The organism is Cupriavidus plantarum, assembly GCF_905397285.1.
GTDB lineage: Bacteria > Pseudomonadota > Gammaproteobacteria > Burkholderiales > Burkholderiaceae > Cupriavidus > Cupriavidus plantarum.
In genome coordinates this window covers 1,653,215-1,666,056 of record NZ_CAJPUX010000001.1, presented here as the reverse complement: position 1 = coordinate 1,666,056, position 12,842 = coordinate 1,653,215, and the positions used below count along the sequence as shown (strand labels likewise).

The window sequence follows — 12,842 nt, the reverse complement described above, 5'->3', positions numbered from 1 at the left end:
CAAGCCGCATGAGCCAAGCCGATACCGCCGTACGCCTCATCGCCCCGTCCGGCTATCCGCACGACGACGCCACCGCCGCGCGCGGACTGGCGTGGCTGGCGCGGCATGGGTATCGCGTGACGAACCCCGAGGTGCTGGCCCGCCGGCACCATCGCTTTGCGGGCACCGACGACGAGCGGCTCGCGGACCTGCATGCGATCGGCAAGGACGCCGGCACGGGCGGCCAGCACGAACTCGCGCTGGCGGTGCGCGGTGGCTACGGCATGGCCCGGCTCCTCGATCGCATCGACTTTGCGCGGATCGCCGCGCAGGCGAGCGCGACGCAGCCCATCATCGTCGGTCATAGCGACTTCACCGCCTTCCATCTGGCGTATCTCGCGGCAACGGGCGGCATCAGCTTCGCGGGGCCGATGCTGCTGGCCGACTTCGGTGCGGAGACCGTCGATCCGTTCATGTGGACGCATTTCGAAGGCGTGCTGCGCGATCCGGCATACCGCATCGACGTGGCCGCGCCGCAGCCGGCAGGGCGTCCATTCACGGGCACGATCGAGGGCACGCTCTGGGGCGGCAACCTCGCGATGATCGGCACGCTGCTCGGCACGCGGCACCTGCCGCGCGTGGAGGGCGGCATCCTGTTCCTCGAGGACGTCAACGAGCCTCCATACCGCGTCGAGCGCCTGCTGCTGCAACTGGAGCAGGCGGGCGTGCTCGCCTCGCAGCGCGCGATCGTGCTGGGCGATTTCTCCAACTATCGCACCACGGACTACGACAACGGCTACGACATGGACACGGTCTTCGCGTACATGCAGGACCGGCTGCCGATTCCGCTGGTCACTGGCCTGCCGTTCGGCCATTGCGCCCGCAAGCTGACGCTGCCGGTGGGGACTCCGGCGCGCCTGACCGCGCGTGCCGGCGGCTTCACGCTGGCATTGTCCGGGTATCCGGTCCTCTAGCGGCCACCGGCCCGCCCGCCGCGCCTTCCGGTTGGGGAACCGATGGGGAAGCGAAGGCGGGTTGGTGGTAAAATCCTCGTTTCTCTTCGCCCCGGCGCCCATTCTCGGGCGCACCGCCGCTGATGGCCGGGGGGGCTGGCGCTGCCGCGCCCTGCCGTACCACATCCACACAAGGTTCCTGACGTGCTTTCTACCGCAAACATCACCATGCAGTTTGGCCCCAAGCCATTGTTCGAGAATATCTCGGTCAAGTTCGGCGAAGGCAACCGCTACGGCCTGATCGGCGCGAACGGCTGTGGCAAGTCCACGTTCATGAAGATCCTTGGCGGCGACCTCGAGCCGTCGGCGGGTACCGTCATGCTCGAGCCCGGCGTACGCCTGGGCAAGCTGCGCCAGGACCAGTTCGCGTATGAGGACATGCGCGTGCTCGACGTCGTGATGATGGGCCACACCGAGATGTGGGCGGCGGCGCAGGAGCGCGACGCGATCTACGCGAACCCGGAAGCGACCGACGACGACTACATGAAGGCCGCGGACCTCGAGGCCAAGTACGCCGAGTACGACGGCTATACGGCCGAAGCGCGCGCCGGCGAACTGCTGCTGGGTGTGGGCATTCCGACGGACCAGCACCAGGGCCCGATGAGCGAGATCGCGCCGGGCTGGAAGCTGCGCGTGCTGCTGGCGCAGGCACTGTTCTCGAACCCGGACGTGCTGCTGCTCGACGAACCGACCAACAACCTGGACATCAACACGATCCGCTGGCTCGAGGACGTGCTCAACGAGCGCAACTCGACGATGATCATCATCTCCCACGATCGACACTTCCTGAACTCCGTGTGCACGCACATGGCGGACATGGACTACGGCACGCTGAAGGTCTACCCGGGCAACTACGACGACTACATGGAAGCCTCCATGCAGGCGCGTGAGCGTCAGGTGGCGGCCAACGCGCGCGCCAAGGACCGCATCACGGAACTGCAGGATTTCGTGCGCCGCTTCTCGGCCAACAAGTCGAAGGCGCGCCAGGCGACCTCGCGTCTCAAGCAGATCGACAAGATCAAGGTCGAGGATATCAAGCCGTCCTCGCGCCAGAACCCGTTCATCCGCTTCGAGTTCGAGAAGAAGCTGCACAACCTCGCCGTGGAAGTCGAGGGCGTGACCAAGTCGTATGACCGCAAGATCCTGAACAACCTGTCGATGGCCATCCAGGCCGGCGAGCGCGTGGCGATCATCGGCGAGAATGGCGCGGGCAAGACCACGCTGCTCCGTACCCTGCTGAACGGCGCGGTGAAGGGCGGCGTTCCCGCGGAACGCGGCACGGTCAAGTGGGCGGAGAACGCCAACGTCGGCTACATGCCGCAGGACACGTACGAAGAATTCCCGGACGACCGTGACCTGATGGACTGGATGAGCCAGTGGACGCAGGCTGGCGACGACGACCAGTCGCTGCGCGGTACGCTGGGCCGCCTGCTGTTCTCGGCCGACGATATCAAGAAGTCCGTCAAGGTGCTGTCCGGCGGCGAGAAGGGCCGCATGATCTGGGGCAAGCTGATGCTCGGCCGCCATAACGTGATGGCGCTCGACGAGCCGACCAACCACATGGACATGGAGTCGATCGAGTCGCTGCAGATCGCGCTGGACAAGTACCCCGGTACGCTGATCTTCGTCTCGCACGATCGCGAGTTCGTCAGCGGCCTGGCCACCCGCGTGATCGAAGTCCGCACCGATGGCACGCTGACCGACTACCTCGGCACGTACGACGAATACCTGCAGTCGCAGGGCATCGACGGCTGACGACGGCCGTGCGTCATAGCGCGTCGTGTGGCGCGGGCGTAGCGGCAGATCCTTCGCGCCTGTCCTGCCCGATATAGAGCAGCATCGTCGCGCCATGGCCCTGCGCATGCCGAACGAATCGATAGATGGCATGCGCGGCGGCCCCGCGTGCGGTTTCGCGCCGATACTCGGCGGGCATTAGCGGCAGCCGCGGGAACATGTTGCGGGCGGGGACAGCCATTGAATGGATCTCGGCGACGCCGGGTGCAAACCTGCCAATCGAACCATACAGCACGGCCTGTACCAGATTGCCGGTACGGACGATCACGAAGGCATGTCGCTCCGGTCCCAATGCCGATGGCGTGCGGGCTGCCTCTCGCACGTGAGCGATGGCATCCCGTGCGGTGGCCGCCAGCGCACGGATGCCTTCCGGCAACGCTGCGTCCCGATAGGGCTGGAACGGTGCGAGCCGCCAGCCGTCGAGAACTTCCACGATTTGACCGAGCCCCGCGTGTCCGCCGCCTGGCACATTGACGAGTTCCGCGGTACTGGTGTCGAGGATCTGGTACGTGAACACCGCCGCAGCGTCGGGTTGCCAGCCCGGCCCATCGTCGCCGACGCGCCAGTGCAGCAGAGGACCCGGCGCGGGCCAGCTCGGGCGAAGATCCCACCCGTAGACACCGATCGATGCGGGACTATCCACGTCCATGCGAACAACCGGTGGTGGGCCGTACGAGAATAGCGCGTCGGTGTGCGAAGCAACGGAAGGGATATACCGGTCGGCGGCGCTCTCGAGGCCGAGCGCGCCAACGGCGGAGATGGGTTGCCGCATGCGCGGATCGCTTGCGGGCGTGATGGTCACGTAGGGAACCGGCCCGTCGTCCGGATGCAGCGCGCCATGGACCGCGTCGATGAAGGCCTGTTGCAATTCGGGCGCAAGGTCCTCGTAAAGCAGGTCGTTGGCGCGGGCGCGTTGCACCAGCTGGTCGAACCTCCGCGCGAGCCACGTGTAACCTGGCGCGGTCCAGTTGTGCCGGGTGATCTGCCCATAGAGCGCGAGTATCCACGCGAGACGCCGCGCGCAGTGCGTCAGTGGCTGATCGACGCCACGCGCCAGGCGATCGGGCGCGCTGGGGTTCGCCGCCGTGCAGGCGTCTGCCATGTCCGGCCGCTCGGCGGACGTGACAACGGGCGCGGCGCACGGCGCGTCGAGAAAGAGGAGCGACGCCGCGAGTTGGCCCGCCGCGCAAGGCATCGCGCTTACGGCACCGTTCGAGGTGTCATGCGCCAGCGCGTGGCCGGCCGCCAGCGCGAACAGTACCGGAAGAACACGGTGCGAGACAGGCAGGCGGGTACGCGGCATGGGCGGCTGGCGAGTGGCAGGGAGATGCCACACCGTACGCTTGCCGCGCGCCGCGGGCTATCGCAACGCCTCCAATTTTGGGAGAAGGGTCCAACGAGCGGAGCGGATCGTGCGGATCTAACGCACGACCGCCAGCACGCCGCGTTGCGCCAGCAGCGCGTCGAGTTCGGCGATGATCACGTGCGCGGTGATTTCGCCCTTGGCCTTGTGCAACGCCGCGCCAAGCATATCGCGAAGCGCGGCAAGCTCGACCAGCGTCGCGGCCTTCTCGACCTTCACCTGCAGCACATAGCCCCGAAGGCCAAGATGCTGGCCGATGACGTCGGTGTAGAAGCGATACACCTCCCGATACCCATCGCCGCCGGCTACGTCGGCGCGTGAGGCCGCCGTCGAATCCTGTGCGATGGCAGGCACGGCGGGCGCGTCCGGCGCGGCATCCCGCAGGGACGCGGTGTCCCCGGCTGGCGCGATGAGTCCCAGCGCAAGCAGGGTGTCGAGCGCCTCCTGCCCCAGGCCCATCCCCGCTACCTGCTCGAGCACCGCCGACTCGCTCCGTTCCCCGTTCACGATCAGCAGCAGCGCGCGCAGCTTGTGATCGAGTTTGCGCGCGCGCGTGCGAATCTCTTCCTGTCCCGCTTCCGTCTTGTGATACACCGGGTTGACCATGTCCCGCTCCTTTGTATTTTTGTTCCCGCATGATCGCATCGCCCGCGCGGGCCCGGCCCTCCCGGTTTGCCCACCCCCTCGAAAGTGGGATGTCTCAAACGGGCCTACAATGGCGCTTACGCCGCAAACTGACACACGCTGCGCGATAAAACCATTGCAACGCCAATTCACCTCCAAGGAGAACTGTGGCCATGCAGCAACGAGACAAGCTTTTCATCAACGGCAATTGGGTCGCACCGCACGCCTCCGGACAGATCGAGGTCATCCAGTCGAGCGACGAATCCGTGATGGGCACGATTCCCGAGGGCCATGCGCGCGATGCCGAGGATGCGATTGCCGCCGCGCGCGCCGCCTTTGACGGCTGGGCCGCGACGCCGGTGGCCGTCCGCGTGGGGTATCTGCGCAAGATCGCGGAAGGACTGAAGGACCGTACCGAGGAACTCGCGACGCTGATCGCGCGCGAGGTCGGCATGCCGCTGAAGCTCGCGCGCGCGATCCAGGTGGGCGGGCCGGTCTATAACTGGGGCCAGGCCGCCAGGCTACTCGAGCAGTTCGAGTTCGAGTCGCAGGTCGGCAATTCGCTGGTCGTGCGCGAACCCGTGGGCGTCGTGGCCGCGATCACGCCATGGAATTTTCCGCTCAACCAGATCACGCTGAAGGTCGCGCCCGCGCTGGCCGCGGGTTGCACGGTCGTGCTCAAGCCGTCGGAAGTCGCGCCGCTCAATGCGTTCGTGCTGGCCGAGGTCATCGAGGCTGCCGGGCTGCCGCCCGGCGTGTTCAACCTCGTGACCGGATATGGACCTGTCGTCGGCGAGGTGCTGGCCAGCCACCCCGAAGTCGACATGGTGTCGTTTACCGGATCGACGCGCGCGGGCAAGCGCGTATCGGAACTTGCCGCGCAGTCGGTCAAGCGTGTGGCGCTGGAGCTCGGCGGCAAGTCCGCCTCGGTGATCCTTGACGATGCAGATTTTGCGCAAGCCGTGAAGGGCACCGTCAACGCGTGTTTCCTGAACTCGGGACAGACCTGCTCTGCGCACACGCGCATGCTCGTACCGCGCGCGCGGTACGACGAGGTGCGTGAACTCGCGCGCAAGGCCGTGGCCGGCTTCACGGTGGGCGATCCGCTCACGGACTCGGCGAAGCTCGGGCCGCTGGTGTCCGCCGCACAGAAGCAGCGCGTGGTCAGCTATATCCATCGCGGCATCGACGAGGGCGCCGAACTCGTGGCGGGCGGTCCGGAGAATCCCGATGGCCTCGACCGCGGCTTCTACGTACGCCCGACCGTGCTCGGGAACGTCGATCCAAAGGCGACGGTGGCGCAGGAAGAGATCTTCGGGCCCGTGCTCTCCATCATCTGCTACGACTCGGAGGACGATGCGGTGCGCATCGCCAACGACAGCATCTATGGCCTCGGCGGCGGCGTATGGTCGGGCGACGAGGACCGCGCGCTGCGCGTGGCGCGTCGCCTGCGCACGGGGCAGGTCGATATCAACGGCGGTCCGTTCAACATGAACGCGCCCTTCGGCGGCTTCAAACAGTCCGGCAACGGCCGCGAGGGCGGTGTGTACGGCATCGAGGAATTTCTCGAGTACAAGGCCTTGCAGCGCAGGCAGCAGTAGCCAGCGGCCGCATGGTGCCGCGCGCCGCGAGGCGGCACCACAGGCGCCTTCGCCATCTTCCCCGTGACCGTGGCGCGGATGGCCCACGAATTTGATGGATAATCCGGCATCCTCCACGACAAGGACATCCCATGCGCTGGATCAAACGGCTGACCTGGTGGCTCGTGTCGCTGCTGGTGATTGCTGTGACCGCGTCGATCGGTGGCTATGCGTGGTACCGGCAAGCGTCGCAACCCGATACCGCCGGCACGCTGCAGCTGGCGGGGTTGCGCGACCGCGTGGTGATCGTGCGGGACCGCAACGCGGTGCCGCGCATCGAGGCAAGCAACGCGCTGGATGCCTACTACGCGCTCGGCTTCGCGCATGCGCAGGATCGCCTCTGGCAGATGCAGATGAACAAGCGCATCGTCGCCGGACGCGTGGCCGAACTCGTCGGAGAGAAGGGCCTCGATACCGACCGCTTCCTGCGCACGCTCGGCGTGCGGCGCAATGCCGAGGCCATCGTGGCGCAGGCATCGCCCGAGACGCGCGCGATTCTTCAGGCCTATGCGGACGGCGTCAACGCATATATCGATACGCGGCGCGGCCCGCTGCCGCCTGAATTCCTCATCCTGCGCGCGCAGCCCGAGCATTGGGAGCCGGCCGACACCATTGGCTGGCAAACCATGATGGCGTGGGACCTCGGCGGCAACTGGACGCAGGAGGTGCTGCGGATGGGGCTCGCCCAGCAGCTGTCTACCGCGCGCATCGCCGAGATCCTCGCGCCGTACCCCGGCGACGCGCCCCTGCGCACGATGGACTATGCCGCGCTCTATCGGCAGCTCGCGCCGATGGCGACGGCGATGGCCCAGGTCGTGCAACGTGCGCCGGCGGGGTATGTCGAGGGCATGGGATCGAACAACTGGGTCGTGTCCGGCGCGCATACGCGCTCTGGCAAGCCGCTGCTGGCCAACGATCCGCATCTTGGATTGCAGGCGCCCGCACTGTGGTACTTCGCGCGCCTGCAGGCGCCGGGCCTCGATGTCACGGGGGCCACGTTGCCGGGCGCGCCGATTGTTGTGCTCGGGCACAACCGGCGCATCGCGTGGGGCTTCACCAATACCGCGCCCGACGTGCAGGACCTGTATATCGAGCGGCTGCGTCCCGGTGAGACCGGCCAATACCAGACGCCCGACGGCTGGGCCACCTTCCAGACGCGCACGGAAATCCTCCACGTCAAGGACGCGCCCGATGTCACGATGACGGTGCGGACGACGCGGCATGGTCCCGTGATATCCGACGTGGTCGCACCGCTCGCGACCGCCGCCAAACCGCTTGGCGCGCAGTATGTCGTGGCATTCCAGTGGACGGCATTGCGGCCGGACGATCGCACCTTCGAGGCAAGCTACAAGCTGGGGCTCGCGACGAACTGGGAGACCTTCGTCGCGGCGCTGCATAACTTCCATGCGCCCCAGCAGAACATCGTGTACGCCGACGTGGATGGCAACATCGGCTTCATCGCGCCGGGGCGCGTGCCGGTGCGCCGCGCGGACAACGACCTCATGGGGCTCGCGCCCGCGCCCGGATGGGATGCCCGCTACGACTGGCAGGGCTTCGTGCCGTTCGACGCGCTGCCGCGCAGTTTCAATCCGCCGGAGGGCATGATCGTCACGGCGAACCAGAAGATCGTAGGCAAGGACTATCCGTACTTCCTCACGAGCGAGTGGACCGTGCCGTATCGCTACGACCGCATTCGCGCGCTGCTCGGTGACACCCAGCGTCATACCATGGACAGCTTTGCCGCGATCCAGCGTGACGTGGTGTCGCTGGCCGTGCGCGAGGCCTTACCGCTGCTGCTCGCCGCGCCCGTCGCCAGCGACACACGCGTGCCCGCGCGCGAGCGCGCGTTGCTGGACGCGCTGCGCAAGTGGGATGGCAACATGCTGGCCAGCCGCAGCGAGCCGCTGGTGGTGACCGCATGGCTGCGCGAACTGTCGCGGCTGATGTTTCAGGACAAGGTCGGCGAGGCGCAATTCCAGCGCTTGTGGGAGCAGCGCAACGTGCAGCAGCCGATGATGAACGCGCTGCGCGACCCAGCGGGTCTCGGCGCGTACTGGTGCGACAGTACGCAGACGGCCGAGCGCGAGACCTGCGCCGCGACGATCGGCCTCGCATGGACGCGCGCGATCGCCGATCTCGACGCGCGCTACGGCGCCGACACCGCCAAATGGAACTGGGGCCATGCGCATACCGCGCGCGCCGAGCACAAGCCGTTCGGCAAGGTGCCGTATCTGTCGAGCCTGTTCAATGTCCGCGTGCCGACCGGTGGCGACACGTACACGATCGACGTGGGCCGCCACAGCCTGCGCGACGAGCAGGCGCCATTCGAGAGCACGCATGCGGCGAGCCTGCGTGCGATCTACGATCTGTCGGACCTGTCCGCGTCGCGATTCATGAGTTCGACGGGACAGTCGGGCAATGCGCTGTCGCCGCACTATCGGGACTGGACCGACAAGTGGGCCGCGGTGCAGTCGATCGTGATCGGAGGCCGCGCGCGGCCGCCCGGCGGGGAGGCATTCGAAACGCTCGTGCTGCGGCCAAAGGACGGGCAGCCGTGATCACGCAGCAGATTGCGTGAAACAGAAGGGATACAAGGCCGTGGCACCATCGACGCGGTGGACAATTTGATGGGGAGTCTTGCATGCGTACCGACGTGATTCAGCACGTGGCATTCGAACATCCTGGCGTCATCGGCGACGTGCTGCGGTCGCGTGGCCATACGCTGCGCGTATTTCAGGCCGGCGTCGACGATCTGTCACCGATCGCGCGCGATCCGGCCGATCTGCTGCTCGTGCTGGGCGGGCCCATCGGCGTGTATGAGTCGGACATCTATCCGTGGCTCGATGCGGAGGTGGCGGTCATTGCCGAACGCCTGAAGGCCGGTGGTGCGGTGATCGGCGTGTGCCTGGGGGCGCAACTGATCGCGCGCGCCTCGGGCGCCAGGGTCTATCCGGGGACGCGCGAGATCGGCTGGGCGCCGATCGTACCGACGGACGCGGGCAAGGCAGCGCCGCTGGCTGCGCTCGCGCGGGCGGACTGGCAGGTGCTGCACTGGCATGGCGATACGTTCGATCTGCCCGAAGGCGCGACGCTGCTGGCCTCGACCGAGGCCGTCAAACATCAGGCGTATGCGATCGGCGATCGCGTGCTGGCGCTACAGTTCCACCCGGAGGTGCGTGCGGGCGATATCGAAACCTGGCTCATCGGCCATACGGTCGAACTGGGCAGGGCGGGTATCGATCCGCGCACGATTCGCGCGCGGACACGAGAGATTGGCGAGCCGGTGGCGGCGGCGGGCGCGGCGATGTTCGCAAGCTGGCTGGAGCGGGCGGGGCTCTGACCGCCTCGCACTCAGTGCTTCGGTGCCTGCGTCCCCCAGCGTTAAGCCCTCACCCCTTGGTTCTGACGAACCGGCGGGCAGTGCCTTCGGCGGTGATGCGGGCCCAGATGACCTGCTTTTCCTCGTCGCTGAAGAAGACCCAGTTGCTGACCTCGCTGGCCGTGCGGCCACAACCCTGACAAATCTCGTCGAACAGCGTCGAACAGATGCCAATGCAGGGACTGTCCGGACGGTCAGGCGCAAGCCCCGGGGCCTCGTCCTGCGGATAGGCGGTACCAGGGAGGGGGGCGGTGGTGGATGGGTCTGCGGACATCGGGCGTATCGGGTGACAACAGTCCCGCATTATACGGGCTTGGCACCGGTGGCTTCCCCGCATCCATCCCGCCGACATGGGATGAATCGAGCCATCGCGGACAATACGCGTCATGGATCATGGCTGGCCGCCTGCGCGGGCAAGCCCCCTTGCGGAGAAGGGGGCTTGCCCCGCGGGGGTCAGTACTTCCAGAAGATCTGCTGCAGCGCCTTCGAATCGTTGGTACGCGTCAACGCCAAGGCCATCAGGATGCGCGCCTTCTGCGGCAGCTGGTCGTCGGTGACGATCCAGTCGTACTTGTCGTCGGGCTGCTCGCCGTTGCGGATGACGACACCGCTGCCCGTGCGCGATGCACGGACGATCTGCACGCCCTTGGCGCGCGCGGCCTTGAGCGGTTCGACCATGTAGTCGCCGACGCTGCCGTTGCCCGTGGCCGCATAGACGATCGCCTTCGCCCCATTTTTCACCGCGGCATCGATGCTCGCGGGATTGACGTTGCCATAGGCGTAGACCACCGCCACTTCCGGCAGGCTGTCGATGCGGTCGATGTCGAACTCGGTCTGCGTGGTGTGCGGGCGCGCGGGAATGCGGTAGTACAGCGTGCGGCCTTCCACCACGTAGCCAAGCGGGCCGAACGGCGAGCGGAACGTCTCGGTCTTGAACGTGTTGCTCTTGGTCACGTCGCGGCCGGTCTGGATCTCGTCGTTGAGCACGACCAGCGTGCCCTTGCCGCGTGAGGCGGGGTTCGAGGCGACGAGCACCGCGTCGTACAGGTTCAACGCGCCATCGGCGCCGAGCGCGGTGCCGGGACGCATCGAGCCGACTACCACCACGGGCTTGTCGCTCTTGAGCGTGAGGTTCAGGAAGTACGCCGTCTCTTCGATCGTGTCGGTACCGTGCGTGATCACGATGCCGTCGACGTCGGGCTGCTTGAGCAGTTCGGACACGCGCTTGCCGAGTTTGAGCAGGCGCTCGTTATTGAAGCTCTCGGAGCCGATCTGGAAGATCTGCTCGCCCTTGACGTTGGCCACCTTCGAGACCTCGGGCACCGAGGCGATGATCTTGTCCACCGGCACGACGGCGGATTGATACGCCGCCGTGTTGGTGGCGGAGGCGCCCGCGCCGGCGATGGTGCCGCCGGTGCCGATGATGACGATGTTCGCCTTGCGGGCTTCGGCGGCGGTGCCCGCCTGCGGCGCGGGTTGGGCCGACGGTGCGAGCTGGGCATGGGCGGTAGCGGTCAGCAGCGATGCGGATACCAGTGCGGCGGACAATAGCGTTGCGCGGATCTTGCGGTTCATGTTCCCCTCCTTTGTGAGCGGCGGCCCGCGCTCTCGTGAAGCGCACGGCCACCGATTTATTGGAGCCAGAACTATAGCGGATATGCCGCGGCGACTCCATGCCTGTCGACCGCCGCGCGTCATTCCAGATCGGCGAGGTCGAGGCGCAGGGTGGTGATAAAGCCGGCCGAATGCGGGCACGTCCGCCTGTGGCTGACAGGGGGGAACGGCGTCAGCCGAAATGGACGGGGCGACCGCGCGGGCACCCCGACGGAACCTCGCGGGTCCCTGAAAAGCAGGCTCAGAACGCGTCGCCCGGCACGCGGATCCACCCCTCCATCAACACGCGCGCGCTGCGGCTCATGATCGCCTTTGTCACGACCCACTCGCCCTCGACGCGCTTCGCCTCGGCACCGACCCGCAGCGTGCCGGAAGGATGGCCGAAGCGCACCGCCTCGCGTTCCCCGCCACCCGCGGCGAGGTTCACCAGCGTGCCGGGAATGCTGGCCGCGGTGCCGATCGCCACGGCGGCGGTGCCCATCATCGCATGATGGAGCACGCCCATCGACAACGCGCGCACGAGCAGGTCGACATCGCCCGCTTCCACGGTCTTGCCGCTGGACGCCGTGTAGGTCGCCGGCCTGGCCACGAACGCCACCTTCGGCGTGTGCTGGCGCGTCTTTGCCTCGGACGCGTCCTGGATCAGGCCCATGCGCAACGCCCCCGCCGTGCGGATGGCCTCGAACATCGCCAGCGCCTTGGGGTCGCTATTGATGTCGCGCTGGAGTTCGGTGCCCCGGTAGCCGATGGCCTCGGCCTCGACGAAGATCGTGGGGATCCCCGCATTGATCATCGTCGCCTTGAGCGTGCCGACGCCGGGCACCTCGAGGTCGTCGACCACGTTGCCCGTCGGGAACATCGAACCACCGCCCGCGTCGGGTTCGTCCGCGGCCGGGTCCATGAACTCGAGCTGCACTTCGGCGGCCGGGAAGGTCACGCCATCGAGCTCGAAGTCGCCAGTTTCCTGCACCTGGCCGTCGGTGATCGGCACGTGCGAAACGATGGTCTTGCCAATGTTCGCCTGCCAGATGCGCACGGTCGCCGTGCCGTTGCGCGGGATACGTTCCGCTTCGATAAAGCCATTGCTGATCGCGAACGGGCCGACCGCCGCGGACAGGTTGCCGCAGTTGCCGCTCCAGTCCACGAACGGCGAGTCGATCGAGACTTGTCCGAACAGGTAATCGACATCGTGATCGGGCCGCGTGCTCTTCGAGATGATCACCGTCTTGCTCGTGCTCGACGTTGCGCCGCCCATGCCGTCAATCTGCTTGGCATAGGGGTCGGGACTGCCGATCACGCGCAGCAGCAGCTTGTCGCGTGCGGCGCCGGGGACCTGCGCGCGCTCGGGCAGGTCCTGCAGGCGGAAGAACACACCCTTGCTGGTGCCGCCACGCAAATAGGTGGCGGGAATCTTGATTTGCGGTGCGTGTGCCATG

General features: G+C 67.0%; 10 protein-coding genes. 5 read left to right on the top strand and 5 right to left on the bottom strand.

Features of this window, described 5'->3' with window-relative positions:
- Positions 1-8 precede the first annotated feature (8 nt).
- Entirely contained in the window at positions 9-953 is a 945-nt protein-coding gene (gene ldcA, locus KHP16_RS07640; RefSeq protein ID WP_121490848.1) for a muramoyltetrapeptide carboxypeptidase, read from the top strand.
- A 183-nt stretch (positions 954-1,136) separates the two neighbouring features.
- The gene (locus KHP16_RS07635; RefSeq protein ID WP_109581001.1) at positions 1,137-2,747 is read left to right on the top strand and encodes an ABC-F family ATPase; all 1,611 of its coding nucleotides are present in this window, start codon (positions 1,137-1,139) and stop codon (positions 2,745-2,747) included.
- Between the two features lie 13 nt (positions 2,748-2,760).
- Here the strand turns inward: KHP16_RS07635 and KHP16_RS07630 are convergent, their stop codons facing one another.
- Positions 2,761-4,089 (bottom strand): hypothetical protein, encoded by a 1,329-nt coding sequence (locus KHP16_RS07630; protein ID WP_211959887.1) that lies wholly within the window; start codon positions 4,087-4,089, stop codon positions 2,761-2,763.
- 117 nt (positions 4,090-4,206) lie between these two features.
- Positions 4,207-4,755, bottom strand: coding sequence for a hypothetical protein (locus KHP16_RS07625; RefSeq protein ID WP_211959886.1), 549 nt, complete (start codon positions 4,753-4,755; stop codon positions 4,207-4,209).
- A 191-nt stretch (positions 4,756-4,946) separates the two neighbouring features.
- Between KHP16_RS07625 and KHP16_RS07620 the strand changes: the two genes are divergently transcribed.
- The 3 genes from KHP16_RS07620 (at position 4,947) to KHP16_RS07610 (ending at position 9,753) form a co-directional block, all read left to right on the top strand.
- The gene (locus KHP16_RS07620; RefSeq protein ID WP_211959885.1) at positions 4,947-6,374 is read left to right on the top strand and encodes an aldehyde dehydrogenase family protein; all 1,428 of its coding nucleotides are present in this window, start codon (positions 4,947-4,949) and stop codon (positions 6,372-6,374) included.
- Between the two features lie 131 nt (positions 6,375-6,505).
- Positions 6,506-8,971, top strand: a complete 2,466-nt coding sequence (locus tag KHP16_RS07615; RefSeq protein ID WP_211959884.1) for a penicillin acylase family protein — start codon at positions 6,506-6,508, stop codon at positions 8,969-8,971.
- Positions 8,972-9,054: 83 nt separating this feature from the next.
- On the top strand, positions 9,055-9,753 hold the full coding sequence (locus tag KHP16_RS07610) for a glutamine amidotransferase (protein ID WP_115952348.1): 699 nt from the start codon (positions 9,055-9,057) through the stop codon (positions 9,751-9,753).
- A 49-nt stretch (positions 9,754-9,802) separates the two neighbouring features.
- Here KHP16_RS07610 and KHP16_RS07605 read toward each other — a convergent pair whose 3' ends face one another.
- The 3 genes from KHP16_RS07605 to prpF all read right to left on the bottom strand — a co-directional run bounded on the left by KHP16_RS07605 (position 9,803) and on the right by prpF (position 12,841).
- Positions 9,803-10,066, bottom strand: coding sequence for a DUF1289 domain-containing protein (locus KHP16_RS07605; protein WP_109581007.1), 264 nt, complete (start codon positions 10,064-10,066; stop codon positions 9,803-9,805).
- 179 nt (positions 10,067-10,245) lie between these two features.
- Positions 10,246-11,367, bottom strand: a complete 1,122-nt coding sequence (locus KHP16_RS07600; RefSeq protein ID WP_109581008.1) for an asparaginase — start codon at positions 11,365-11,367, stop codon at positions 10,246-10,248.
- 280 nt (positions 11,368-11,647) lie between these two features.
- On the bottom strand, positions 11,648-12,841 hold the full coding sequence (prpF, locus tag KHP16_RS07595; protein ID WP_115952347.1) for a 2-methylaconitate cis-trans isomerase PrpF: 1,194 nt from the start codon (positions 12,839-12,841) through the stop codon (positions 11,648-11,650).
- Between the last annotated feature and the right edge of the window lies 1 nt (position 12,842).